The organism is Arthrobacter sp. Edens01 (assembly GCF_001307035.1).
Taxonomy (GTDB): Bacteria; Actinomycetota; Actinomycetes; order Actinomycetales; family Micrococcaceae; genus Arthrobacter_B.
Map to the genome: position 1 here is coordinate 285,006 of NZ_LKIU01000005.1, position 23,805 is coordinate 308,810.

Consider the following 23,805-nt stretch of genomic DNA (forward strand, 5'->3'; position numbering starts at 1 on the left):
GTCCAGAGGATTGTAGGGTCGGGGGATGCCGGACGCGATCTTCTCCCATCCCAGGCTTGCCCGGGTGTACGACGTCCTCGGAGGCGGCCGCAGCGACCTCGACACGTATCTTGGCCTGGCCGCTGAGCCCGGCGTGAATGCCGTGCTCGACGTCGGCTGTGGAACGGGGACGCTCGCGTGCCTTCTCGCAGCGAAGGGGGTGGAAGTGCTGGGTGTGGATCCGGCGTCGGCTTCCGTTGACGTTGCCCGCGCCAAACCGGGAGCCGGTGCCGTGAGATGGGTGGTGGGAACAGCGCCGGACGCTGCGGCTGACCCGGCGAACCACCAGCGGTTTGACCTCGCCACCATGACGGCGAATGTCGCCCAGGTTTTCCTGTCCGACGCCGACTGGATTCGTACGCTCCGTTCCATTCACACCTGCCTCCGGCCGGGAGGGCGGCTCGCTTTCGAGACCCGGAACCCGGCGGACCGGGCCTGGGCGAGGTGGACGAAGGAACGTTCCCATCAGGTGGTCGACGCCGGTGCCGAAGGATTGGTCGAGGACTGGGTCGAGGTCACCGGCGTCGACGGCGAGCTGGTGAGCTTCGAGTCGCCCACCATTTTCCAATCCGACGGGGAAAGGCTGGACTCCACCAGCACCCTGCGCTTCCGCAACCGGGATGCGCTGCGGTCCAGCCTGGCGGAGGCTGGATTCGGGGAAGTGGAGATCCGGGATCTGCCCTACGCTCCAACACGCGGATGGCTGGTCCTGGTCCAGGCCTGAACCGGGGCTCGTGCTTAGGGTGTTCCCTCATCCGGCTCCGGTACACCACGGCGGACACAGAAAGGAGGGCAGGGAAACAACCGGAAATCCGCCCCGGATCCCGAGGACAGCATGGGCGAGGTCTATGTCCCGGCCGTCGACCCACGGTACCAGCGCCACGGCGTCGGGCGGGCTCTGCTGGAGCACTCGTTCGCCAGGTCCCGGCACGCGGAAATGGCGATGGTTATGGTGGAAACCGGCGACGACGCGGTCACGCCCCGGCGCGGCTGGCCTACGAAGCCATGGGCTTCGAATGCTGGCCCGTGGCGCGCTATTTCAAGGACCTCGGCCGCTGGGGGTGCCCCACACCAGGACTCTGGGGATCTTCGGGGAGGCGCCCGTCGCGCGGCATCCCCACAACCTTCGGGCAGGTAACGTCCTTTAGGAAGTGTTCCCTCGATCCTTCGGGCAGTTGACGTCGCTTTGAGAGCTTCAAAACGACGTCAACTGCCCGAGAGATATGCGGAAGGTGCCCAGAGCAGCGTTATCTCCCCGAAGGTTGGACGGCGGAGCCCAGGAACGTTCGCGCCCGGGCCCCTGCAGATCACCAGATACCGTGGCACCCATCCTGCAGATCAGCAGATACCGCGGCAGCCCGAAGCCCGCAGCCCTCCGAAGCGCGGCAGCCCGAGCAGCCCGCAGCCCTCCGGTCGGCAGCCCACAAACCGCACACCAGAATGAGCGTGCCTCCTTCGGGAGGGGGAATCAGGCCGAAGGAGGCACGCGGTTTTTGCGGGAAGCGGGCTAGGAGTCGAACCCCATCCCCACGGCATCCATCAGCTTCAGCCACGGACCCCGTTTGCCCTGCCGGCGGTCCGACCGGACCATGGCGGCAGTCGTGATCTTCACGCCCAGCCAGGCAACAGGTTCCGGCGGGAACGGGATCGGAAGCTTGCGCACCAGCTCCAGCGACGTCCGCCGGGTCTGCACTCCGGAGAGCAAATCCAGCAGCACATTCGCGGCAAACCGGCTGGCGCCCACACCCAGGCCGGTGAACCCGGCGGCGTAGGCCACCCGTCCGCCGTACGCCTTCATAAAGAAGGAGAAGAAGCGGCTGCAGGTATCGATCGCCCCGCCCCACTTGTGGCTGAAGGTGATGCCTTCCAGCTGCGGGAACGTCGCAAGGAAATGCGCAGCCAGACGGCGGAAGGATTCCTCGCTCTGCTCATACTCCGGCTTCATGCTGCGGCCGTAGTGGTAGGGCGCGTCGTAGCCGCCGAACAGGATGCGGTTGTCTTCGGTGAGCCGGTAGTAGTGGAACCGGTTGGAAACGTCATCCAGTCCCTGCCGCCGGGTCCAGCCGATGGATTCAAGCTGCTCCTCGGTCAGCGGCTCGGTCATCAGGGCGTAGTCGTAGACCGGCACAGTGTGCAGGCGCGCCCGGCGCAGCAGCGACGGAAACACGTTCGTCGCCAGGGCCACCTTCGCCCCGGAGACTGTGCCGCCGTCGGTCTCCACCTCCACACCGTGCCTGGACTTGGCCAGGGACCGAACGGGGGAGTGCTCGAAAATCCGTACGCCCAGCTCCAGGCAGGCGCGCTTCAGGCCCCAGGCCAGCTTGGCCGGATCCACCAGCGCGCTGCCCTTTTTGTTCCAGGCCCCGGCCAGGTACAGCGGGGACTTCACCTCGGACTGGACCTGCTCCCGGTCAAAGAACTCGACGCCGTCATGGCCGGCTTCCTCGCGCAGCCACTGGACCTGGTGCGGGTCGGTGGCCAGTGCCAGGGTGCCGTTCCACTGGAAGTCGCAGTCGATCCCGTAACGCTGGATCGCCTGGGCAAACTCGGCGAGGTTCTCGTCTCCCATGTCCTTGAGCAGGTCCACCTCCTGGGGCAGGTGCTTGACCCCGTTGCTGTAGCCGTGGGTCAGGCTCGCAGAGACAAAACCGCCGTTACGGCCCGACGCCGCCCAGCCGACTTCCCGGCCCTCCAGCAGCACGACTGAGGCCGATGGATCCCGTTCCTTGGCCAGCAGCGCCGTCCACAGTCCGGTGTATCCGCCACCGACTACAACGAGGTCCGCTGAGATCCGGGAATCCAGCGGGGGCAGGGGCGCAGGGCGTTCGGGGCGGTCCAGCCAGTACGGAGCCGGTGCTGCCCCGGCGAGGGCAGCGGTGACGGTGGCGGCCGGGATGCGCTGCTCGGCCAGCTCATAGGTGGTTGGGGTGGTGCGTGGCACGGTATCTGCTTTCGTTTGGTAGTGGTTCGCAGTTGCTGGCAGGACCGGATTAGGCCGGACGGTAGCCCGTGGTTTCCGGCGGCACCGCGTGGCGGATCATCAGGTGGCGGGTCACCGAGTAGTCCAGCAGCGGCTCGATGCTCATGTCCTTGCCGAAACCGGAGCCCTTCACGCCGCCGTGCGGTGCCTCCGAGGCGAGCGGCAGGTGGTCGTTGATCCAGGTGACGCCCACCTCCAGCTGGTGGCTGACGCGGATGGCACGCCCGACGTCGGCGGTCCAGACTGAGGACGCCAGCCCGTAGGCGCTGTCGTTGGCCAGCGCAACGGCGTCGTCCTCCGTGTCGAACGGGAGGGCAACGAGCACCGGTCCGAAGATTTCACCCTGCACCAGCTCCGAGGACTGCGCAGCGCCCACCACCAGGGTCGGCGGGAAGTAGAAGCCGGGTCCCTCCAGGGGTGAGCCGCCTTCAAGCGCCTGGGCGCCGGAGTCGACCGCCCGCTGCACAAACCCGGCAACCTTCTCCCGGTGCGCGGCGGAGATCAGCGGGCCGATGTGCGTGGCGGGATCGTGCGGGTCGCCGATGTTGATGCCCTTCAGCTCCGCGCGCAGGGCCGCTACGGCGTCGTCGAAGATGCTGCGGTGGATGTAGACGCGGGTGGCAGCGGTGCAGTCCTGTCCGGTGTTGTAGGTGGCACCGAGAGCGACGGCGCGGGCCATCTGGGGGATGTCCGCGTCGGCGAAGACCAGTGCGGGGGCCTTGCCGCCGAGCTCCAGGTGCACGCGCTTGACGTCCTTGACCGCTCCCTGCATCACGGCCCGCCCGGTAGCGGTGGATCCGGTCACGGAGACCATGTCCACCCCGCGGTGGGACGCCAGCGCAGAGCCGATGTCCCCGCCGCCGGTCACAACGTTCAGGACGCCGGCGGGCAGCCCGGCACCGGCGGCAAGCTCGGCCAGCCGCAGGGTGGACCCCGGAGTCAGCGGAGCGGGCTTGAGGATCACAGTGTTGCCCGCGGCAAGTGCCGGGCCGGCCTTCCACAGTGCCATGATCAGCGGGAAGTTCCACGGCGTGATGCCGGCGACCACACCCACCGGACGGCGGACCATCATAGAGGTGTAGCCGTCAGAGAACATGCCGGCTCCGGTGCCGTCCACGGACCGCGCAGCTCCGGCGAAGAAGCGCAGGTTGTCCGCCCCGAACGGAATCTCCCCGTCCAGCACCGTGGTCCAGGGCTTGCCGCCCTCCGTGACTTCGCGTTCGGTGAGCGCTTCGGCGTCCTCTTCGAGCGCGTCGGCGAGCTTCAGCAGCACACGGGCACGCTGGCCCGGGGTCTGCGCGGCCCAGCCGGCAGCGGCGTCGCGGGCGGCAGCGACGGCGGAATCGACGTCGCTCACGGTTGAGGAGGTGAGGATGCCCGAGACCTCGCCGGTGGCGGGATTAATGAGTTCCTGCACTTCGCCGGCGGAGTCGCGGTAGTCGTTGGAGATAAAAGTTCCGGATGCCATGGTGGTTCCTTGCATTGGTGGTGATTTGGTGATGTGGTGCGGGTCAGTGTGAGGCGGCAACGTTTTCAAGCGCTGTGGCCGCTGCAGACAAGCCGTCGGCGGCGCGGATCCGTTCCCCGGCTGCACGGCAGCGGGCCTGGAGCTCCGTATCATTCAGCAGCTCGGCGACCGTGCCCAGCAGTTCTTCCGGCGTGCAGGTGTAGGTGTCCAGCCGCCGGCCGTAGCCGGATTCGTGGACGCGCTGGGCGTTGTCGTACTGGTCCCAGAACAGCGGCAGCAGGATCATCGGCTTGCCGAAGTGCAGGGCTTCGGTGGTGGTGTTGTTCCCGCCGTGGGTGATCACCAGGTCCACCAGGGGAATGATGCGGGTCTGCGGCAGGAACTCCGAACCCCACATGTTCTCTGCGAGGGTGATTTCCTCATGGCGCGGGCCCTTGGAAACAATGAAGTTGTACTCCGTCGCGGCTCCGAGGATGTCCACGGTGCGCTGCATCAGTTCGACGTCGGCACCGCCCAGGGAGCCCAGGCTGAAGTAGATCAGCGGCTTGGACGCATCCAGGAAGTGTTCGGGCAGTTCGACCGCGGACTCGGTCTCGCGGACGGCCGAGTCCACCCGGGTCCAGTTCCCGTCCAGCGGGCGGCTGCCGGTGTAGTCGAGTTCTTCCGGGTAGACGTAGATGTTGTGCACGCCGGAGTGGATGAACTCAAGGCGCGGCAGCGCCGGAGCGCCCTGGTCCTGGACCCAGGCGTTGAAGTCCTCCCAGAGATCCTTGTGGGTGCGTTCGTATTCGGCACGGTATTCCGCCCAGGCACCCTCGTCATCCTTGCCCAGCCCGGAATAGGCCGGGGCGATGCCGGGGCCGGGCACCTCCAGCGGGTTGCAGGAGACGATCCGCACGAAGGGCTTGCCGGCGGTGACCAGTGCAGGAAATGCCACCACGTTATCCTCGATGATTACATCGGGATTTACTTGCTCAATTATCCGGCGCAATTCCGGTTCGCAGTACTTTGCGCCGTCAATGGCACCTTCCCAGATGGGCCGGATAACCGTTTCCGCCTGCTCAAGCGTCGATTTCCGGAATTCCGGGGAGATGGCTTTGATGTATTCCTTCCAGAAGTCGCCGGCACCGGCGTCCTCGTCCGCCGGCGGGGCGAAGTCCACCAGTGCTTCCTCAAAGCCCAGCGGGGCCAGCTTGCCGCGCCAGGAGGACTCCGCCGCGAACACAACGCGGTGTCCGCGCTTGAGAAGTTCATTGCCGATGCCAATGCAGTTATTGGTGGGGCCGTAGGCGCTTTCCGGCATGAAAAGAAAAGTCCGTGAATTTGTCAATGGGTGCCTCCTGGAAACAGCGGGTGATGGAAATTACTTTTTGCGGGTTCGATAATTCCGGGTGATGTGCCTTATTGTGGTGAATCTGCAAACGAGGAAGGTTTCACATGGCACGCCCGAAGAACCAGACCGCACGCCGCAGCGAAATTGTGGCGGCCGCACAGCGGGCGGTTGCCAAGCACGGACCCGACGGTGCGCGGCTGAACCGTGTTGCGGAGGAAGCCGGGCTGACCAGCGGAGCGGTGCTGTACTACTACCCGAACCTCGACGACCTGATCCTCGAAGCCAACCGGGAAGTCATGGAACGCTTCTACGAGGGCCGGGTGCAGATGCTCGCGTCCATGCCGGATGATCCGGGCACCAGGCTGCTGGCGCTGATCCGTTCCGGGCTGCCGTCCGGGCCGGACGACGTCCAGGTGGCCATGCTGTGTGCCCTCGGCGGGTCCGCTGCCAACCATCCGGTCACCGCGAGCCTGCTGACCACCCTCTACGAGCGGCAGGTGGGTATGTACCAGGTGGTCCTGGAACAGGGAGCAGCCCGCGGGGAGTTCCATCTGGCGCAGGATGCGCTGACCGTGGCCCGGAACCTGGTGGCCCTGGAAGACGCCTACGGCTACCGGATCATTGCCCGCCACCCCAGCATCGATTCCGAAACTGCTGCCGCGCTGATCGCTGACTACGCGAGGATCGCAACCGGTCATGAGCTGACAGTTTCCTGAGCGGCTCCCCGGGCATCGCCCTGCGTGGCTCCGGCCGCAGCGGCCGCCGCTCCGGCGTCGCGGTCATCCGCCACGGCAACCGTGCGTGCCGCATCCAGCACCAGTCCCACCCGGGAACCGCGCTCCGGAACCTGCACTGCCCGCACGTTGGCGGTGAAGGGCGCCCGCAGCCCCGGGACCTGCACGGAAACCGTGGACGTGCCGCCGAGGAAGAACGTGTCCACCACGGTTCCCTCCAGAGTGCCGGAACCGGCAGGAGCCAGTGACACATCCTCAGGACGTACGACGGCGGTTGCCGGGCTTCCGGCGGGCAGCTGGTGCTCCACTGCCACCACCAGGCCTGAGCCCAGGCTGATGCCCCCGGCGACGGCGGTTCCGTCCAGCAGGTTGGCGGTGCCGATGAAATCGGCCACGAACCGGGTGCGGGGAGCGGCATAGAGCGTAACGGGGGTGTCCACCTGTTCCAGCCGTCCGGCGTTGAGCACTGCAACCCGGTCCGCCATGGACATGGCTTCCTCCTGGTCATGCGTGACCACCACGAACGTCATGCCTGCCTCGTGCTGCAGGCGCTTGAGTTCCAGCTGCATTTCCGCCCGGACCTTGCGGTCCAGCGCGGAGAGCGGCTCATCCAGCAGCAGCAGGCGCGGCCGCTTGACGATCGCGCGTGCCAGGGCAACCCGCTGCCGCTGGCCGCCGGAGAGCTGGCCCGGCCGGCGTTTGGCGAACTTGGTCAGGCCGATGGTCTCCAGGACTTCGCCGACCCGCTGGCGTACTTCTGTTTTGGCGGTGCCTTCTGCCTCCAGCCCGTAGGCCACGTTCTTCTCCACGCTGAGGTGGGGGAACAGTGCATAGGACTGGAACATCATGTTCACCGGGCGTCGGTGGGCCGGGAGCCGGGTCAGCGGTTCGCCGTCGAGCAGGATCTCTCCTTCGGCAGGAGTCTCGAAGCCGGCAATCGAGCGCAGCAGCGTGCTCTTGCCGCAGCCGGAAGGTCCCAGCAGGGCAAAGAACTCGTTGCCGGCAATGTCCAGGTCAATCCCGTGCAGGGCCTGGACGGAACCGTAGCTGTGGCTGAGTCCGCGCAGCTGAAGCAGCGGCTGGGGACCGGGAACGGGGGCAGGTCCGGTGGTCATAGTGAATCCGCAATCTTGGTCAGTCGCTGCGTGCCGAGGACCGCAAGGACGGTCAGACCGAGCAGCATGGTGGCGAGGGCATTGATCTCGGGGGAGACGCCGAAGCGCACCATCGAGTAGATGTTGATGGGCAGGGTGGAGACGGTGGGGCTGGTGGTGAAGAAGGCGATCACGAATTCATCCAGGGACAGGGTGAAGGCCAGCAGCCCGCCGGAAATGATCGCCGGTCCCAGCTGCGGAACCGTCACCTTCAGCAGGGTCCGCGCCGGGGAAGCGCCCAGGTCCCGGGAAGCTTCCTCCAGGGACGGGTCCACCTGGGCCAGCCGGGCCAGGACGATCGCGGTGACAAAGGCCATCGCGAATACTGTGTGCGCCAGGATCACCGAGACCAGGCCCAGGGTGAAGTTCAGCAGCGTGAAGAGGCTGAGGAGCCCGATGGCAAGCAGCAGGTCCGGCAGCATGGCCGGGGCAATGGCAATCGCGCGGATCAGCCCGCCGCTGGTATAGCGGTGGATTCCGACGGCGGTCAGGGTACCCAGCACCGTGGCCAGGACTGCCGCTGCCGCGGCCACCACCAGGGTGTTGCCCAGGGACGCGAGGATCTCCGGGGAGCGGAAGACCTCTGCGTACCACTTCAGCGAGAACCCGGACCAGGAGAAGAGGTTGGACGAGGCGTTGAAGGACATGGCCGTGACCACGAGGATCGGCAGGTACAGGAACGCGATGGCCGCCCAGAACGGGACCCTCAGGTGCCAGGCCTTACCTTGCTGCGCGCCGCGGCGTCGTACCTTGCTCACTGCTGCCGGACGGGTGCCCGGCGCGGCTGCGGTGGTGCTCATGCGCCCGCCTTCCGTGGGGTCTTGCCTCCGCTGACGGCGCGGGATGCGCGCTGCTGCAGCACGAGCAGCAGCACCAGGAACGCGGTCATGACCAGCGCCAGGGCTGCGCCGAACGGCCAGTCGCGTGCCTTCAGGAACTGGTCGCGGATGAGGTTGCCGATCAGGACGGTCTTACCGCCGCCGATCAGTTCCGGAATGATGAAGTTGCCCATCGCCGGGACGAACACGAAGATGCAGCCGGTCAGGGCGCCCGGGGCGGACAGCGGCAGGGTGACCGTCCGGAAGACCCGGAACGGGGAAGATCCCAGGTTGGTTGCCGCTTCGGTCAGCTGCGGGTCCTGCGAGGACAGGGAGGCGTACAGCGGCAGGATCATCAGCGGCAGGTACATGTACACCAGCCCGACGACGACGGCCGGTTCGGTATAGAGCATCGCCACCGGTTCGCTGGTGATGCCCAGCCACTGCAGCCCCTGGTTGATCCAGCCGGCATTGTTCAGCAGCAGGATCCAGGCATAGGTGCGGATCAGGAAGTTGGTCCAGAACGGGAGCAGGACGGCGATGAGTGCCAGCGTGCGCCACCGCTTGGGCAGGCGTGCGATGAACAGGGCCGCCGGGTAGCCGATCAGCAGGGCAATGGCGGTGGCGGCACCGGCAATCAGGATGGACTTCAGCACCACGCCCAGGTACAGCGGGTCCGCCAGGCGGACGAAGTTCTCCAGGGTGAAGTTGTATTCGACGCCGCCAAACCGTCCGCGCTCAAAGAACGCGTAAACGGTGACCAGCGCAACGGGCAGGACGGCCAGCACAAACAGGAACACGACGCCGGGCCCGAGGATTGGGAGCCCGGCGAGCCTCCGGCGCCAGGCGGCGCCGGAGGCTGCGGAGCGGGTAACAGGCACGGAGAGCTACTTCGCGGAGATTTCCGTGGCCAGGCGTGTGTATTCGGTGCTGTAGTCACCGAGGTCAACAATCACTTCCTGCTCAGCCAGCTCGGCAGGGGTCACGGTCAGGTTCGGGTAGGTGGCAAGCAGTTCCGCGTCCAGTGCCTCCATGGCGGCCTTGTTCGGGACCTTGTAGAGGATGTTTTCGGCTGCCCAGGAGTGAACCTCCGGCTCCAGTACGTAGTTCAGGAACGCCATGGCGGCTTCCTTGTTCTGCGAGGACTTCAGTACGGTCATGGTGTCCACCCAAAGGTCACTGCCTTCCTCGGGAACCGTGAACTTGATGTTCGGATCCTCGGCAATGCCGTAGTTGCACCAGCCGTCCCAGGCCTCGGTCAGCACGGCTTCGCCGGTGACGAGCTTGGAGTAGAAGGTGGTGTCATCGAAGGACAGCAGGGTGGGCTTGGTGGCGGTGAGCTGCTCCTTCACGGCTGCCAGCTCGTCCGGGTTGTCGGAGTTAACCGAGTAGCCCAGCGCCTTCAGCGCCGGCAATGCCATCCAGCGTTCAGTGGAGAGCATGGTGGTCTTCCCGGATGCTTCGGCTGACGGTTCCAGCAGATCCTTCCAGGACGTAGGCTCCGCCGGGAGCAGATCGGAGCGGTAGCAGAGCCCGGTGGTTCCCCAGGTATAGGGCAGGGAGAAGGTGTTGCCGTCGTCGTAAGCCATTTCCATGGCCTCGGGATAGAGGTTCTCAATGTTGGGAATCAGGGAGTGGTCAAGTTCCTGGAGCATTCCGCCTTCATTGAGGGCCTGGGCGTACTGGCCGGAGACGAAGGCGACGTCGATTCCGGAGTCACCGCCGGCAGTCAGCTTCGCCATGATCTCTTCGTTCGTGGCGTGGTGGACAATCTGGACGGGCACGCCCGTCTCCGCTTCGAAAGTCTCGGCGAGGTCCTCGGGGTAGTAGTCGGCCCAGATGCCGACTACAAGTTTCTGCTGGCTGATGTCGGCTTCGGGATCCAGGTCCGAAGACCCGCTTCCTCCGCCGCAAGCCGACAGGGCAAAGACCGCTGATGCTGCAACTGCGGTCCGGGTAATGCGCTGGAAACTCACGATGGCTCCTACTCTGCGCGCTATGGCGTGGATCACACTCCGGGTGGGTGGTGAGATGATCTTTGCACTAGAGTTCAAGGAATACAACGGTTATTTTCAGGTGTAACAAGCATTTAACAATCGGTTCTTGAATCTAAGTTCAAGGAATGTGAAGGTGGATTCATGGACGAAGTGCGGGCCGGTCACGGCTCTTTGCGGCTGGAGACGGACGGCGCCCTGACGGCCCTGGATGCTGCCGGCCTCCCCGCCGCCGCCGGATCAGGCCTCGCCGCGGACCTCACGCACGCCGTCCTTTCCGGCAGTCCGGACACGCTTAAAGCCTCCGTGGGGGAACTTCACGTGGTGCGTACGGCGCTGGCCGCGGGGGAGTGCCTGGGGGAAACTCCGGTGCCGGTGGACATGACCAACCTGTCCGTGGTGGTTGGCGGGGATAAGATCATCAAGCTGGTGCGCCAGTGGAGCGGTGCCGACCGTTCCGCCCGGCTGCTGGCCCGGCTGGCGGATGCAGGCGTGGACTCGGTTCCTGGCTATTACGGTTCCCTCGACTGGGAGCATCCGGAGCACGGACGCGGCACCCTGGCACTTCTCAGTGCCGTAATTCCCGACGCCGGTGACGGCTGGACCTGGGCTGTGGACGACGTCGTAGCCTGGTTCCGCGGGGGAAAGGCACCGGAGTTTCCTGCTGCCCTGGGGCGCCTGGCGGCGGAAGTGCACGCGGCACTGCTTGCCGGCGGGGCACATCCCGCACCCGGCGCGGCAGAAGTACGCGCCCGCGCCGACGGTGTGCTGGACGTGGCGCTTGCCCTCACCGGCGGCGACGCCGGAATCCGTCTGTCGAACCGCGCAGGCAGGATCCGGGAGCAGCTGGCAGCTGTTCCGGAAACCGCTGCGCCGGCGTTCGACCTGCATGGCGACCTGCACGTGGGGCAGGTGCTGCGCTCCGGCGAACAGTATTGGCTCTTGGATTTCGACGGCGATCCGCAGCTGCCAGATGCCGAACGTGACCGTCCGGACAGCGCAGCCCGCGACGTCGCACATCTGGCCGCCAGCCTGGAAATGGTTGCCTCTGTGGCGGCCAAGCGGTTGCAGGCGGCGGACGAAGCGTCCCTCGGGCGGCTCTATGGCTGGGCAGATGAAGCCAGCGTGCAGCTCACGGGGGCCTACCAGCTGGCCGCCGCGGAGGCGGGGTTGCCGGACCTGCTGGATGAAGCGATGCTTCCAGGCCTGATCGCCGAGCAGCTGCTGCGTGAACTGATTTACGCCCACCGTTTCCTGCCGCGCTGGCAGTACGCCGCGGACGGCGCCATAACCCACCGATTCGCCCGGGATTCTGCCCGTGCACCAAGGACAAAGGAGCCCGCATGGACACCTCCCGCTTTATAGAGGACCTGCAGCAGGTCCCGGACTACCTGGACCGTATGGCTGCCCTGCTCGACGGCGGCTACCCGGGCTTGGCGGAGCTGCCGCCGGCCGGGCGGATCCTGATTCTGGGAATGGGCTCCAGCGCCTACGCCGCCGCCACGGCTGCTCGGAAGGCACGGGCGGACGGGTTCAACGTGCAGGTGGAACTGGCCAGCACGGAGCTGCTGCCCGCGCCGGCGCCGGATCTGCTGGTCGTTGCTGTATCTGCCACCGGAACCAGTGTGGAGGTGCTTGCGGCGGCGGAACGCTACCGCGGCAGCGGCGGACTGGTAGCAGTGACCAACAAGCCCGATTCAGCTCTGGCTGTGATGGCCGATTACACGGTGCTGATGAATGCGGGGGACGAGGTCTCCGGGATCTCCTGCCGCAACTTCCGGCATTCGCTCCTGGTGATAGCTGCGATTCTGGAGCGCTACGGTGCGTCCTACGGTGTGCTCTCCGAAGCCGCGTCAGGTGCGGCTGCCGGCACGCAGTCGCTGCTGGAGCGTGCGGACGAGTGGCTGCCCGAGGTGTCCCGGGCCCTGCAGGGGCCGGACGGCACCTTCCTGCTGGCCCCGGCGGAAAGGTTCTCCAGTGCAGCTCAGGGGTCACTGATGATCCGCGAAGTTCCGCGCAGGCCTGCATTCGGCAGCGAAACCGGTGACTGGTCCCACGTGGACGTCTACCTGTCCAAGACCCTGGACTACCGGGCCCTGCTGTTCAACGGCTCGCGGTGGGACCAGCAGGCACTGGACTGGATGGTGCCCCGCGGGGCGAGCATCGTCGCCGTCGGCGGAAGTTTCCCGGAAGCATCCGTGTCGGTGACGTATCCCGGCCAGGAGCAGTGGCTGGTCTCCGCACTGGTGGAGACCTTGGTACCGGAGCTCGTTGCCTGGGACTGGTATGTGACTGACCCAGGGTTTTCCTGGAGCGCTTGGTTGTCCCGGGAAGCTGCGCAGTAGCGGGGCAGGCAGCACGGAGCGCAGTCGTCGCAGGAGGGCACGAGGTTCATGCGGCGCCGGCACCGGCCGGATTATGTCTGGATGGCGATCGCGAACACCACAGCCGCGGCCAGCACAAGGGCAGCGATCGCGGAGTAGGAAATTCGGGTAAACCGCAACTGGCGGGTGCGTTCTGCCCGCCATTCCCTGCGCGTCAATGTTGTGCTCATGCGGACGACTTTAAGAACGTGCCGGACTAATTGCTAAGAGTACTTACTACTTGTTTTCTGCAGGTTGGTACCTATTTGCGCGCTGGAATCGCAGCTGTCGCCAAAACGGAAAACTGCCCGTCAGAACTGTGTCTGACGGGCAGTTTTCATTCATGTTTACGTCCCGGCAAAGCTCCGCAGGGGCGCGAATATGAGGTTACTCGTTGTGGGACTGGCCCTCTGCAAGCTCCACGGTGGTGTCCGAGCGGCCCATCATGAACGGGACGAGGTACACGAGAGTGCCGACGACGAGGCAGACGACCATCGGCCAGACTACGTCGAGGGTGAGCCAGTTCAGGGCGTAAATCGAGGCGAGGAAGAGCCCGAAGAAGACGATGAAGGTGACGAGGTTCGAGACCAGGTGTCCTTCGCCCGAGTGGGTGGGCTGCTTGGCCTTGGTTCGTGCCATGGGGAGTTTCTCCGTTTCAAAAAGTTTTTCGCGGCGGACGGATCAGTAACCGGACCCGCCGTTACCACCCTTAACAATAGCGATTCCGGAGCTAGCTCCAATTCGCGTGGCGCCCGCGTCGATCATTGCGAGGGCATCTTCGCGGCTGCGGACGCCGCCGGAAGCCTTTACTCCCAAGTCAGGGCCAACAGTACGGCGCATCAGTGCGACGTCCTCAACGGTTGCCCCGCCGCCGTTGAATCCGGTGGACGTCTTCACAAAGTCGGCTCCCGCGGCTACGGCAGCTTCGCAGGCAAGGACCTTCTGCTCATCAGTAAGCAGTGAGGTTTCGATGATGACCTTCAGGATGCTGCCTGCCTCGTGCACGGCGTCGGCGACGGCGGCGATATCCCGGACCAGGGTTTCCCGGTCTCCACGGCGTGCAGCTGCGATATCGATGACCATGTCGATCTCGTCTGCTCCGTCCTGGAGCGCGCCCTGCGCTTCAAAGACCTTGACTTCAGTGGTGGTTGCCCCCAGGGGGAAGCCGATGACCGAGCAGGTGTCGACTCCGGAGTCCTTCAGGGCTGTGTGGACGGTTGAGACCCAGAGCGGGTTTACACAGACGGACTTGAATCCGTACTGGGCTGCTTCTTCGCAGACCCGTAGGATGTCCTCGCGTGAAGCTTCGGGCTTCAGCAGGGTGTGGTCAATGTAGGAGGCGAGGTCAGCGGTGGACTGATTCTCTTGAGGCGCGGCGTTCGTGGGCATAGCGGTCCTTTCCAAACTGGTCTTCCAGTCTCCCATATGACGCCTTGCGCACAGGCCCGCGATGGGCGGCAAGGTTACTTGGGCAGTTAAGTAAGAAAAGCCGGGCGATGATCCATTTCGGAATCGCCGCCCGGCCTCATCTCAACGACTTAGTTCGGCCACCAGCCAACTAGCGGCGATACAACACTGCCACCGTTGCCGTTCCCGAAGGACGGAGCCGCATTTGCGGGTGCTGCTACGCCAACGGCCGTGACGGCAGCTGCGAGAAGAAGGGATGCCCCCAGTTTCTTCATTTCGTACTCCTATGAATGTGTCGCCGAGTTGCTGACAAGGAAAAACTATACCTACGATTCGTGGCTTTTGTGCCGTAGATTGGGAATTGAGGATATCTTGTGGAGGAGCCAAGCGGCTCGTAGTGTCTTGGAACGTAACGTTGGACCTGACTGCCCTAGCATGCGCACAATCGAATAACTCGCGTTCGCGACACGTAGTCCGACATACAGAGAAAGTTCCGTGGCTTTGAATGACAAGTGACTTCATCCTGAATGAGTACAAGGCCCGGCAAATGTGGGAACGGCGGGAATACTCTTCAGCCATGGCAGCCGCCAAGACAGCGGCTGAATCGGCTGCCCTGCGGAATGATGACGCAGGATGGTGGCGGATGATGTTCCTGTACGGGGAATGCCAGCTTGAACTGGGATTTATGGATGGATGCGCTGAGACAGCACGGTTGCTGGCGGACCATCCAGTGGCCCAAAACGCCCCGGAAGTCGCCGGGAAAGCTAAGGCTCTTATGTCGCTGGGGCTTCAGGGCATGGGGCTTTTGCCAGAGGCTCTTGTCGTTGCCCGGTCTGCGGCGTTGGATTCGCCAGAGGCCGGTATGGGAGGACGCGGACGGATTGAGGCGCAGCAGGCGCTGGTCGCGGTTCTTAGCGAGAGCGGGCACTTGGAAGACGCTTGGCATGAGGCGCAAACTCTCGCACAGATGGTCGGTGATGAGGCAGTTCTGGAGAAAGCTGGGAAGGCCTACTGGTCTATCGGAAACGTTGCATTCCTGGCAGGCATGGAGCGGGAGGGAACGTATTACCACGGTCTTGCTGCCTCTAGTCTCTCCCCAAGCAACGACGTGAACCTCTGGGCGTTGTTCAACAAGGCATCTGCGTTCATGAGATTGACCGCCAACCTGGTCGAGCCCGAGACCCTGCAGTGCATTGAACGGGCAGAAATGGCGCTTTCTATTACGGGAGGGACGCGTCAGGATGAACTGGATATTGAAGTCATCCGTGCTTACTGGAGTTACCTGACGGGGGACATCGCGGCAGCCAGACGTCAAATGTCAGCCGTACTCGACGAGTCTGCCGCCCTCTCACCTCTAAGCCATGGAGATGCCCGGCTGCTTTTCGCGCGAATAATTGCCGACGACGGTGACCTTCATGCGTCGGTCGACCATGCCACAACAAGTGCCGAAATCTTTGGTAAGGCCGGGGCCGTAGCCAGGGAAGAACTAGCCAGGGAATTTGGCCGCCAGGTTCGTGCCAGAGCCGAGCAGAGGGCGGGACGTGCCGCTTCGTCTTTGGGACATGGTGTCACGGGACAAGAAATCGACCATTGATTGTCCTCGATTTTAGGGATAGCTAAGGTAGCTTTGGGTTTTGGGGGGAAACATGGGAAAGCATCGAGTTTTATCTATAGGGCAAAAGGCGGAGCTTTTCGCCTTGCATGCCGAGCGGCGACAGGTTGTTGGGGGACGGCATGACGTTGGTGGATAGTGCTGTACCGATACCGGACGAGACTGCTACAGCAGCGGACGACTGCGTTTCAGAACCCAGGGAGAGCCACGCAGAGGTCTACCAGGACGACGGACACGTAACCATCGTCCTGCCGGCCGGCGAAGTCATAACCGGAGGCATCGCAGCCCAGGCTGCCAAGGAGTTCGAAGGGCTGGCCGGAACCGGATTCAGCCCGCTGCTGCTTGAGCTGACCGGGGTCGAATCACTGACGCGCACCGCCCGGAAGATCTTCGGCGCGGCACGCAATGCCTCTGCTGTTGCCGTAGTTGGCTCATCGCAGGTGGACCGGGTCATTGCGAACTTCCTGCTCGGGGGTGACTTGCCGCCCTGTCCCACCAGGTATTTTTCCTCGAAGAGTGACGCGCTGAACTGGCTCAGGGGCAAGGCGCGATGACGGAACCCGAACCGGGGGACACACGGCTCCAGCAGGTTGTGGATGGCATCGTCAGGATCGCTGCGGGCGATCTGAGTACAAGGATTCGTACCTCACCGAGGCGTGACGACGTTGATGCTGTCATCACCGGGATCAACCTTCTTGCCGAGGAACTGAATTCTGTATACCAGGAGTTCGAAGACAGGGTTGAAACCCGGACCCGGGAGCTGGAGGCCGCGCACCGGCAAATGCAGCGCATGGCCATGAGCGATGCGCTGACGGGAACAGCGAACCGAACGGCCCTGATGCACGAGCTGGCAGTGGCCCTGCTGGCCGCAGACGGCGGCGACAAGCGTCCGGCGGTGCTGATGATCGACTTGGACGAGTTCAAGGACATCAATGACAGCTTCGGCCACCAGACCGGAGACCAGGTGCTGGTGGAGGTCGCGCGCAGGATCCGCTGGGCGGTCCGCCGTGGGGACACCGTGGCCAGGCTTGGTGGTGACGAGTTCGCCGTCCTGCTCCCCGAAACAGGCCTGACGACCGCCATGAGCGTAGCCGCGCGCATCCAGGAAGCGCTGGGGGAGTGCATCCGGGTGGAAGAAATCGATGTCTGGCCGCACGCCAGCATTGGTGTCCACGCGGCCCTGCCGGGTGAGAGCGCCGAGGACATCATGGTGCGCGCGGACACCGCTATGTACTCTGCCAAGGACTCAGGCCGCAGCCAGAGCAAGGCCTTTGAACCGGTCATGCTGTACTCCCGCCAACTTCGCCGGGACATGGCCGCAGAGCTCCGCGAGGGCGTGGGGCGCAGCGAGCTCTTCCTTGATTATCAGCCCGTGGTTGAACTCGCGACGGGCCGGATGACCGGCGTTGAAGCCCTGGTCCGCTGGCGGCATCCGGAACGCGGGCTGATCATGCCCGACGATTTCATCCCCATTGCCGAGGAGACAGGCATCATCCTGGACATGGGCAGGTGGGTCCTGCGCGCTGCGCTGGAACAGCTTGCCCGCTGGGAAGATGAACTGGTCCTCGACGAGGACTTTAAGGTCAGGGTCAACCTGTCAGCCATGGAGCTGCAGCGGCTGGATCTCATCGACCACGTTCGGCAGACGCTGGCCGAAACCAGGATCGCCCCCTCGAGACTGGTCATCGAAATCACCGAGAGCGCGTTTGTCAGCGGCGGTGATGTGGAGATGTACTCGCTCAAGTCCTTGAACGCACTTGGAGTCGGGATCGAGATAGACGACTTCGGCACCGGATACTCATCCATCAGTTACCTGCGCAGGCTTCCGGTCCATACGGTGAAGGTGGACCGCAGCCTCATCCGCGACATCAGCGCTGATCCTGGACAGCGCCGTTTCGTCGACGCCGTCCATGGACTCATCCAGGCAGCCGGAATGGAAGCCGTCTTCGAGGGGATCGAGACCCTGGACCAGGCCGCCGATCTCCTGGTCCTCGGCTGCCGGAACGGGCAGGGCTACTACTTCAGCAGGCCATTAACCGGGCAACAGGTCGCGGCGATAATCACCGCGGGAACGACGCTGCCCCTGGTTGACTCGGCAATAGCTGCAGGGGAATAGCGAACACCGGCCCTACAGGCCCAGGGCCGCCGAGATGTCCGCCTTCGCCGCAGCCAGCCGGTCCGCAGCCGCAGCACGTGCCGCCGGAAGCTCAGCGCCGCCGGCAACCGGCACGATGACCTCCAGATAGCACTTGAGCTTCGGCTCTGTCCCCGACGGGCGGACGATGATCCGTGTGTCGTCCTGGGTCCGGTAGAGCAGCCCGTCGGTGGGCGGGAGATCCGCGGACCCGGCAGACAGGTCGACAGCGGAGATTACGGCTGAGCCGCCCAGCGAGACCGGAGGCTCCTCCCGCAGACGCGTCATCATCTGCGGAATCAGCGCCAGATCGTCGACCCGCACCGAGAGCTGGTCAGAGGCGTGGAGGCCATGTTCAAGTGCCAGATCGTCGAGCATGTCGAACAGCGTGCGGCCGGATGCCTTCAGCGAGGCGGCCAGTTCGGCGATGAGCAGGCCGGCGGAGATTCCGTCCTTGTCCCGGACCAGGCCCGGAGCCACGCAGTAGCCCAGTGCTTCCTCGTACCCGTAGACCAGGCCCGGCACGCGGGAAATCCATTTAAACCCGGTGAGGGTTTCGTGGTGGGCAAACCCTGCGGACGCCGCGATGCGGGCAAGCAGCCGGGAAGAGACAATCGAGTTTGCGAAGACCGGCGGGCGGCCCGCTGCGCCGCGCAGCTTCAGATGTCCCGCACGGATCCGGGTGGCGAGGTGGGCTCCAAGCAGCGCTCCGGTTTCGTCACCGCGCAGCATGCGCCACTCGCCGGTCGAAGGGTCCTTCGCGGCGACGGCCGCACGGTCTGCATCGGGGTCGTTGGCAAGGACGATGTCCGCGTCAGTCTCCGCTGCCATTGCGACGGCGAGGTCCAGTGCACCGGGTTCTTCCGGGTTCGGGAACGCCACAGTCGGGAAATCAGGGTCCGGCTCGGCCTGTGCCGCTACGAGCTTCACGGAGGTGAATCCGGCATCGCGGAGGACCGCCGTCATGGTTTCGCCGCCGACCCCGTGCATGGGAGTGAGCACAATCTTGAGGTCACGCGCGGGGTAGCCGTCCCGTGACACCAGGCCGTCAACGGCACTGATATAGTCCGCCACGATCGATTCGGAGACCTCGGTCCAGCCTTCCGGAGCGGTCTCAATCGAGCCCAGGGGGACCGTGTAGTCGATCCGCGCGGCGATCTCGGCGTCGTACGGCGGAACAATCTGCGCGCCGCGTCCCGGACCCTTTACCGTCCGGCCGCCAAGATAGACCTTGTAGCCGTTGTCCTGGGCCGGGTTGTGGCTGGCAGTGACCATCACTCCCGCATCGGTGTCCAGCGCCCGCACAGCGTAGGCGAGCACCGGCGTCGGAAGAGTGCAGGGGAGGAGGAATGCTTCAATGCCGGCAGCGCTGAAAACTGCCGCAGTCTCCAGGGCAAACGCCTTGGAGTTATAGCGTGCGTCGTAGCCAATCACTGCGCTGGGGACCCAGCCTTCGGACTTGTCCTGCAGGAACGAGGCGATACCCGCCGCGGTCCGGCGCACGACGGCGCGGTTCATCCGCATGGGTCCGGCACCAAGGGCAGCACGCAGGCCTGCGGTACCGAACTCCAGAGTGCCGGAGAACCTGTCCGTCAGCTCCGCCAGTGCCGCTTCCGCTGCTGCGCCTTCTGCTGAAGCTTCCTCCAGCAGTTTGCGCAGCTGGGCTGCAGTTGCGTGGTCCGGGTCGGAATCGGCCCAGTGCCGGGCTTCAACCAGCAGTTCGTTGCGTTCCGTGGCGGTCAGGCTCATGTCGTACCCCTGTAGATCGGTATGTGTTGCTAGAGGGCGCCGATGAATCCGGCGAGCAGCCGCGAGATGCGGGGACCTGCTTCGGCGCCTGCTTCCAGAACTTCCTGGTGGCTCAGCGGCTGAGGGCTGATGCCGGCGGCGAGGTTCGTTATCAGGCTGATGCCGAAAACCTCCATTCCGGCGTGGCGTGCGGCAATGGCTTCCAGCGCGGTGGACATGCCGACCAGGTCCGCGCCGATTGTCTTGGCGTAGCGGACTTCGGCCGGGGTTTCGTAGTGCGGGCCGGGGAACTGGGCATAGACGCCCTCGGCCAGGGTGGGGTCAACGGTTCGGGCCAGGTCGCGCAGCCGGGGAGAGTAGAGGTCCGTGAGGTCCACGAACGTGGCGCCCTCGAGCGGAGAGGTGGCGGTCAGGTTGATGTGGTCGCTGATCAGCACGGGGGTGCCGGGCTTCCAGTCCAGGTTCAATCCGCCGCAGCCGTTGGTCAGCACCATCACCTTGGCGCCTGCGGCAGCTGCCGTCCGGACACCGTGGACGACGGCGCGTACGCCCTTGCCCTCGTAGTAGTGCGTACGGGCGCCCAGGACCAGGGCGCGCTTGCCGCCCGGAGTCAGGATGGAACGGATGGTTCCAACATGGCCCTGTACTGCGGGGGCGGAGAAGCCGGGGATTTCCGACGCCGGGATGGTGGCTGTGGTTTCGCCGATCAGTTCAGCGGCCTCACCCCATCCGCTGCCCAGGACCAGGGCGATGTCATGGCGGGGTACGCCGGTTTTCTCGGCAATGTACGCTGCGGCGTGCCGGGCAAGTTCAAAGGGTTCGTCGTTGCTCACCCGTACAACTTACCGTGTGTTGGGCTGGCCTGCCGGTGCCCGCCCCAGCCGGCTCGTTTGAGCGGCATCCCCGGATGCGACAGAATGGACAATTGTGACGAGCCAACTAGATTTCACTGCCCGAAAAATCGCAATCCTCGGCGGCGGCCCCGGCGGGTATGAGGCCGCCATGGTGGCAGCATCGCTGGGGGCGGACGTCACCATCGTTGAGCGCAACGGGCTGGGAGGCTCCGCCGTCCTCACCGACGTCGTTCCTTCCAAAACCCTCATCGCCACCGCTGACGTGATGACCCGCTTCAGTTCCGCCTCCAACCTTGGCGTGGACTTTGGCGACGCCCAGCCGGTGGCCGCTGACCTGAAGATGGTCAACCACCGCCTCCTGGCGCTGGCCCGCGAGCAGTCCAACGATATTCGCCGGACCCTCGAGCGGATGGGCGTCAAGGTGGTCCTGGGCAACGGACGCCTGCTGGACAACCACACCATTGAGGCCACCGCGGAAGACGGCACCGTCACTACGGTGGACGCCGAAGCGCTGCTGATCTCTACCGGAGCCAACCCCCGCGAGCTGGAAACCTCCATGCCGGACGGCGAGCGGATCTTCACCTGGAAGCAGATCTACAACCTGACCGAGGTGCCTGAGCACCTGATCGTGATTGGCTCCGGCGTAACCGGTGCCGAGTTTGCCTCCGCTTACAACGGGCTCGGTGCCCGCGTCACCCTCATCTCCAGCCGCGACCGCGTGCTTCCCGGCGAGGACGCCGATGCCGCCCGCGTCCTGGAGGACGTGTTCCAGGCCCGCGGCATGACCGTTCTCTCCCGCTCCCGCGCAGATTCGGTGAAGAACACGGGCGACGGCGTGCTCGTCACGCTCTCCGACGGACGCACCGTGGAAGGCTCCCACTGCCTGGTGGCCGTCGGCGCCATCCCGAATACACAGGGAATCGGGCTGGAGGAAGCCGGCATCGCGCTGGATGACCGCGGACAGATCAAGGTCGACGGCGTCTCCCGCACCACCGCTCCTAACGTCTACGCTGCCGGTGACTGCACCGGCGTGTTCAACCTGGCCTCCGTGGCCGCCATGCAGGGACGCATCGCAATTGCCCACCTGATGGGGGACAGCGTCAAGCCGCTGAAGCTCAAGCACGTAGCGTCCAACATTTTCACTTCGCCGGAAATTGCCTCGGTGGGTGTTTCCGAAGCCGACGTGGACGCGGGGCGCTACCAGGGCGACGTCATCAAGCTCTCGCTGCACACCAACGCGCGGGCAAAAATGATGGACGTGAAGGAAGGCTTCGTGAAGATCATTGCCCGCAAGGGATCCGGAACGGTGATCGGCGGCGTCGTCGTCGGCCCCCGTGCCTCCGAACTGATCTTCCCGATCGCACTGGCCGTCACGCAGAAACTGCACGTCGACGACGTGGCGAATACCTTCACGGTCTACCCGTCGCTGACCGGGTCCATCTCAGAGGCTGCACGCCGCCTGCACGTGCACATCTAGCGGTTCCCGCCTCCACAAACGAGGTAACAGAAACTGCCCGTATCAGGTCTGATACGGGCAGTTTCTGTTATCTGGATGGGAGAGAAAGCCCGCTTCCGGACGAATCCAGGTTCCTGAGGCGGGCTTTTTTGCGCGGAAAATCAGGGTTTGTCCAACGTTACGTCCACATTGTGGACAAATGTCCGAATGGCGGACGCGGGGTTTTAGGATGAACCTACTTTCCAACCCGCACCCGAAAGACTTGCCATGTCAACTAACACTCCAAGTGCCGAGACCGAAAAGGCCCCGGCCAATTCCCGCGGACGCGTGATCGTAGCGTCCCTGGTCGGCACCTCCATCGAGTTCTACGACTTCTACGTTTACGCGACGGCTGCGGTCCTGGTCTTCCCGATTCTCTTCTTCCCGAATGCGGAAGGCGTTACCGCACTGCTGAGCTCCTTCGCCGTGTTTGGCGTGGCCTTTATTGCACGGCCGCTGGGTTCAATCGTCTTTGGCCACTTCGGAGACAAGGTCGGCCGCAAGGGGACCCTGGTGGCGTCCCTGCTGACCATGGGTATCGCCACGTTCCTCATCGGCTGCCTGCCGACCGCAACAATGGACGGCTGGACCTTCTGGGCTCCGGCCCTGCTGGTGGTCATGCGCTTCGCCCAGGGCCTGGCACTCGGCGGCGAATGGTCCGGTGCCGCACTGCTGGCCACCGAGAACGCCCCGGCCAACAAGCGCGCCATCTACGGCACCTTCCCGCAGCTGGGTGCTCCGATCGGCTTCATCCTGGCCAACGGCCTGTTCCTGATCCTGAGCTTCAACCTGGCTGAAGAGCAGTTCATGTCCTGGGGCTGGCGCATCCCGTTCCTGGCCAGCGCCGTCATGGTCATCATCGGCCTGTACGTCCGCCTGAAGCTGGTTGAAACTCCGGCCTTCCAGAAGGTTGTGGACTCCGGCGAAGTGAGCAAGCTGCCCCTGGCTGCCGCGTTCAAGTTCTCCTGGCGTCCGATGATTGCCGGCACTTTCATCATGCTGGCCACCTACGTGCTCTTCTACCTGATGACCACCTTCACCCTCTCCTACGGCACCGCTGCCAAGACTGAGGAAGAAGCTGCGGCCAAGGCGGAAGCAGCAGGCAAGGCCTTCGACCCGGATGCCTTCGCTTCCGGCCTGGGCTACGCCCGGAACGACTTCCTGATCATGCTGATCGTCGGCGTCGTCTTCTTCGGCATCTTCACCATGGTTGCCGGTCCGCTCGCGGAGAAGTACGGCCGCCGCAAGACCCTGCTCTGGGTCACTGCCGCGATCTTCGTATTCGGCTTCGCCTTCGACCCGCTGTTCGGCGGCGGATTCGTGGGCACCATGGCACTGCTGATCATCGGCTTCACGCTGATGGGTCTGACCTTCGGGCCGATGGGTGCTGTGCTGCCGGAGCTGTTCCCGACTAACGTCCGGTACACCGGCTCGGCGATCGCCTACAACGTCTCCTCGATCCTCGGTGCTGCTGTTGCCCCGTTCATCGCAGTGGCGCTGTGGCAGGCTGCTGACGGCAGCCCCTGGCTGGTGGGTATCTATCTCTCCTCGATGGCCGTGCTGACGTTCATTGCGCTGTGGGTTACCCGCGAAACCAAGGACGTGGACTACGTAAACCACTCCAGCTAGTTCCACCGCTGGTACGCAAGAGGCCCGGATCCGATTGGATCC

General features: G+C 64.6%; 22 protein-coding genes. 10 read left to right on the forward strand and 12 right to left on the reverse strand.

Going from position 1 to position 23,805, the window contains the following annotated elements; all coding sequences use genetic code 11:
* Window positions 1–25: 25 nt before the first annotated feature.
* Together AO716_RS07485 and AO716_RS17240 are read left to right on the forward strand one after the other, a co-directional pair.
* A complete protein-coding gene (locus AO716_RS07485) occupies window positions 26–763 on the forward strand; it encodes a class I SAM-dependent methyltransferase (RefSeq protein ID WP_055240317.1) in 738 nt (245 codons plus the stop codon).
* 111 nt (window positions 764–874) lie between these two features.
* Window positions 875–1,177, forward strand: coding sequence for a GNAT family N-acetyltransferase (locus AO716_RS17240; protein ID WP_235472031.1), 303 nt, complete (start codon window positions 875–877; stop codon window positions 1,175–1,177).
* 369 nt (window positions 1,178–1,546) lie between these two features.
* Here the strand turns inward: AO716_RS17240 and AO716_RS07490 are convergent, their stop codons facing one another.
* From AO716_RS07490 to AO716_RS07500, 3 genes are read right to left on the reverse strand one after another with little or no spacing between them, the layout of a single operon-like run.
* Window positions 1,547–2,980 (reverse strand): NAD(P)/FAD-dependent oxidoreductase, encoded by a 1,434-nt coding sequence (locus AO716_RS07490; protein ID WP_200907607.1) that lies wholly within the window; start codon window positions 2,978–2,980, stop codon window positions 1,547–1,549.
* Between the two features lie 49 nt (window positions 2,981–3,029).
* Window positions 3,030–4,487, reverse strand: a complete 1,458-nt coding sequence (locus tag AO716_RS07495) for an aminobutyraldehyde dehydrogenase (RefSeq protein WP_055240318.1) — start codon at window positions 4,485–4,487, stop codon at window positions 3,030–3,032.
* Between the two features lie 43 nt (window positions 4,488–4,530).
* On the reverse strand, window positions 4,531–5,790 hold the full coding sequence (locus AO716_RS07500) for a glycosyltransferase (protein ID WP_055240319.1): 1,260 nt from the start codon (window positions 5,788–5,790) through the stop codon (window positions 4,531–4,533).
* Between the two features lie 134 nt (window positions 5,791–5,924).
* Between AO716_RS07500 and AO716_RS07505 the strand changes: the two genes are divergently transcribed.
* A complete protein-coding gene (locus tag AO716_RS07505; protein ID WP_055240320.1) occupies window positions 5,925–6,536 on the forward strand; it encodes a TetR/AcrR family transcriptional regulator in 612 nt (203 codons plus the stop codon).
* On the opposite strand, the gene AO716_RS07510 is transcribed toward AO716_RS07505, so the two are convergent.
* Genes AO716_RS07510 through AO716_RS07525 form a run of 4 tightly spaced genes read right to left on the reverse strand, consistent with a single transcriptional unit; the run spans window position 6,515 to window position 10,502 of the window.
* A complete protein-coding gene (locus AO716_RS07510) occupies window positions 6,515–7,669 on the reverse strand; it encodes an ABC transporter ATP-binding protein (RefSeq protein ID WP_082413421.1) in 1,155 nt (384 codons plus the stop codon). The genes AO716_RS07505 and AO716_RS07510 overlap by 22 nt on opposite strands.
* Window positions 7,666–8,508 carry an ABC transporter permease gene (locus AO716_RS07515; RefSeq protein ID WP_082413422.1) on the reverse strand — a complete coding sequence of 281 codons (843 nt, stop codon included), beginning with the start codon at window positions 8,506–8,508 and terminating at the stop codon, window positions 7,666–7,668. Before AO716_RS07515 ends, AO716_RS07510 begins: the two co-directional genes overlap by 4 nt.
* A complete protein-coding gene (locus AO716_RS07520; protein ID WP_082413423.1) occupies window positions 8,505–9,407 on the reverse strand; it encodes an ABC transporter permease in 903 nt (300 codons plus the stop codon). The genes AO716_RS07515 and AO716_RS07520 overlap by 4 nt, the downstream gene beginning before the upstream one ends.
* 6 nt (window positions 9,408–9,413) lie before the next feature.
* Window positions 9,414–10,502 (reverse strand): spermidine/putrescine ABC transporter substrate-binding protein, encoded by a 1,089-nt coding sequence (locus tag AO716_RS07525; RefSeq protein WP_082413424.1) that lies wholly within the window; start codon window positions 10,500–10,502, stop codon window positions 9,414–9,416.
* Between the two features lie 162 nt (window positions 10,503–10,664).
* Between AO716_RS07525 and AO716_RS07530 the strand changes: the two genes are divergently transcribed.
* Window positions 10,665–11,885 (forward strand): hypothetical protein, encoded by a 1,221-nt coding sequence (locus tag AO716_RS07530; RefSeq protein ID WP_055240321.1) that lies wholly within the window; start codon window positions 10,665–10,667, stop codon window positions 11,883–11,885.
* Window positions 11,864–12,865 carry an SIS domain-containing protein gene (locus AO716_RS07535; RefSeq protein WP_055240322.1) on the forward strand — a complete coding sequence of 334 codons (1,002 nt, stop codon included), beginning with the start codon at window positions 11,864–11,866 and terminating at the stop codon, window positions 12,863–12,865. The genes AO716_RS07530 and AO716_RS07535 overlap by 22 nt, the downstream gene beginning before the upstream one ends.
* A 71-nt stretch (window positions 12,866–12,936) precedes the next feature.
* Here the strand turns inward: AO716_RS07535 and AO716_RS17440 are convergent, their stop codons facing one another.
* The 3 genes from AO716_RS17440 to deoC form a co-directional block, all read right to left on the reverse strand.
* The gene (locus AO716_RS17440; RefSeq protein ID WP_160317918.1) at window positions 12,937–13,074 is read right to left on the reverse strand and encodes a hypothetical protein; all 138 of its coding nucleotides are present in this window, start codon (window positions 13,072–13,074) and stop codon (window positions 12,937–12,939) included.
* 196 nt (window positions 13,075–13,270) lie between these two features.
* A complete protein-coding gene (locus AO716_RS07540) occupies window positions 13,271–13,522 on the reverse strand; it encodes a hypothetical protein (protein WP_055240323.1) in 252 nt (83 codons plus the stop codon).
* A 42-nt stretch (window positions 13,523–13,564) separates the two neighbouring features.
* Window positions 13,565–14,272 (reverse strand): deoxyribose-phosphate aldolase, encoded by a 708-nt coding sequence (deoC, locus tag AO716_RS07545; protein WP_055240324.1) that lies wholly within the window; start codon window positions 14,270–14,272, stop codon window positions 13,565–13,567.
* A gap of 523 nt (window positions 14,273–14,795) precedes the next feature.
* On the opposite strand from deoC, the gene AO716_RS07550 reads away from it, so the two are divergent.
* The 3 genes from AO716_RS07550 (at window position 14,796) to AO716_RS07560 (ending at window position 18,018) form a co-directional block, all read left to right on the forward strand.
* Window positions 14,796–15,884 (forward strand): hypothetical protein, encoded by a 1,089-nt coding sequence (locus tag AO716_RS07550; RefSeq protein WP_055240325.1) that lies wholly within the window; start codon window positions 14,796–14,798, stop codon window positions 15,882–15,884.
* 140 nt (window positions 15,885–16,024) lie between these two features.
* Window positions 16,025–16,456: an STAS/SEC14 domain-containing protein gene (locus AO716_RS07555; RefSeq protein WP_152969903.1), complete on the forward strand. Its 432-nt coding sequence runs from the start codon at window positions 16,025–16,027 to the stop codon at window positions 16,454–16,456.
* Complete coding sequence (locus tag AO716_RS07560; RefSeq protein WP_055240327.1) at window positions 16,453–18,018, forward strand: putative bifunctional diguanylate cyclase/phosphodiesterase; 1,566 nt, start codon at window positions 16,453–16,455, stop codon at window positions 18,016–18,018. Before AO716_RS07555 ends, AO716_RS07560 begins: the two co-directional genes overlap by 4 nt.
* Window positions 18,019–18,030: 12 nt before the next feature.
* Here AO716_RS07560 and AO716_RS07565 read toward each other — a convergent pair whose 3' ends face one another.
* Entirely contained in the window at window positions 18,031–19,785 is a 1,755-nt protein-coding gene (locus AO716_RS07565; RefSeq protein WP_055240328.1) for a phospho-sugar mutase, read from the reverse strand.
* A gap of 29 nt (window positions 19,786–19,814) precedes the next feature.
* Window positions 19,815–20,618: a purine-nucleoside phosphorylase gene (locus AO716_RS07570; RefSeq protein WP_055240329.1), complete on the reverse strand. Its 804-nt coding sequence runs from the start codon at window positions 20,616–20,618 to the stop codon at window positions 19,815–19,817.
* 94 nt (window positions 20,619–20,712) lie between these two features.
* Between AO716_RS07570 and AO716_RS07575 the strand changes: the two genes are divergently transcribed.
* Window positions 20,713–22,116, forward strand: coding sequence for an NAD(P)H-quinone dehydrogenase (locus AO716_RS07575; protein ID WP_055240330.1), 1,404 nt, complete (start codon window positions 20,713–20,715; stop codon window positions 22,114–22,116).
* A 246-nt stretch (window positions 22,117–22,362) separates the two neighbouring features.
* On the forward strand, window positions 22,363–23,763 hold the full coding sequence (locus tag AO716_RS07580; RefSeq protein ID WP_055240331.1) for an MFS transporter: 1,401 nt from the start codon (window positions 22,363–22,365) through the stop codon (window positions 23,761–23,763).
* Window positions 23,764–23,805: the final 42 nt, after the last annotated feature.

Excerpts from the sequence above, each read along its gene's own strand:
- AO716_RS07485 (WP_055240317.1), top strand. The coding sequence starts at position 26 with ATGCCGGACGCGATCTTCTCCCATCCCAGGCTTGCCCGGGTGTACGAC.
- AO716_RS17240 (WP_235472031.1), top strand. The coding sequence starts at position 875 with ATGGGCGAGGTCTATGTCCCGGCCGTCGACCCACGGTACCAGCGCCAC.
- AO716_RS07495 (WP_055240318.1), bottom strand. The coding sequence starts at position 4,487 with ATGGCATCCGGAACTTTTATCTCCAACGACTACCGCGACTCCGCCGGC.
- AO716_RS07500 (WP_055240319.1), bottom strand. The coding sequence starts at position 5,790 with ATGCCGGAAAGCGCCTACGGCCCCACCAATAACTGCATTGGCATCGGC.
- AO716_RS07505 (WP_055240320.1), top strand. The coding sequence starts at position 5,925 with ATGGCACGCCCGAAGAACCAGACCGCACGCCGCAGCGAAATTGTGGCG.
- AO716_RS07510 (WP_082413421.1), bottom strand. The coding sequence starts at position 7,669 with ATGACCACCGGACCTGCCCCCGTTCCCGGTCCCCAGCCGCTGCTTCAG.
- AO716_RS07515 (WP_082413422.1), bottom strand. The coding sequence starts at position 8,508 with ATGAGCACCACCGCAGCCGCGCCGGGCACCCGTCCGGCAGCAGTGAGC.
- AO716_RS07530 (WP_055240321.1), top strand. The coding sequence starts at position 10,665 with ATGGACGAAGTGCGGGCCGGTCACGGCTCTTTGCGGCTGGAGACGGAC.
- AO716_RS07535 (WP_055240322.1), top strand. The coding sequence starts at position 11,864 with ATGGACACCTCCCGCTTTATAGAGGACCTGCAGCAGGTCCCGGACTAC.
- AO716_RS17440 (WP_160317918.1), bottom strand. The coding sequence starts at position 13,074 with ATGAGCACAACATTGACGCGCAGGGAATGGCGGGCAGAACGCACCCGC.
- AO716_RS07540 (WP_055240323.1), bottom strand. The coding sequence starts at position 13,522 with ATGGCACGAACCAAGGCCAAGCAGCCCACCCACTCGGGCGAAGGACAC.
- deoC (WP_055240324.1), bottom strand. The coding sequence starts at position 14,272 with ATGCCCACGAACGCCGCGCCTCAAGAGAATCAGTCCACCGCTGACCTC.
- AO716_RS07550 (WP_055240325.1), top strand. The coding sequence starts at position 14,796 with ATGACAAGTGACTTCATCCTGAATGAGTACAAGGCCCGGCAAATGTGG.
- AO716_RS07555 (WP_152969903.1), top strand. The coding sequence starts at position 16,025 with ATGACGTTGGTGGATAGTGCTGTACCGATACCGGACGAGACTGCTACA.
- AO716_RS07560 (WP_055240327.1), top strand. The coding sequence starts at position 16,453 with ATGACGGAACCCGAACCGGGGGACACACGGCTCCAGCAGGTTGTGGAT.
- AO716_RS07565 (WP_055240328.1), bottom strand. The coding sequence starts at position 19,785 with ATGAGCCTGACCGCCACGGAACGCAACGAACTGCTGGTTGAAGCCCGG.
- AO716_RS07580 (WP_055240331.1), top strand. The coding sequence starts at position 22,363 with ATGTCAACTAACACTCCAAGTGCCGAGACCGAAAAGGCCCCGGCCAAT.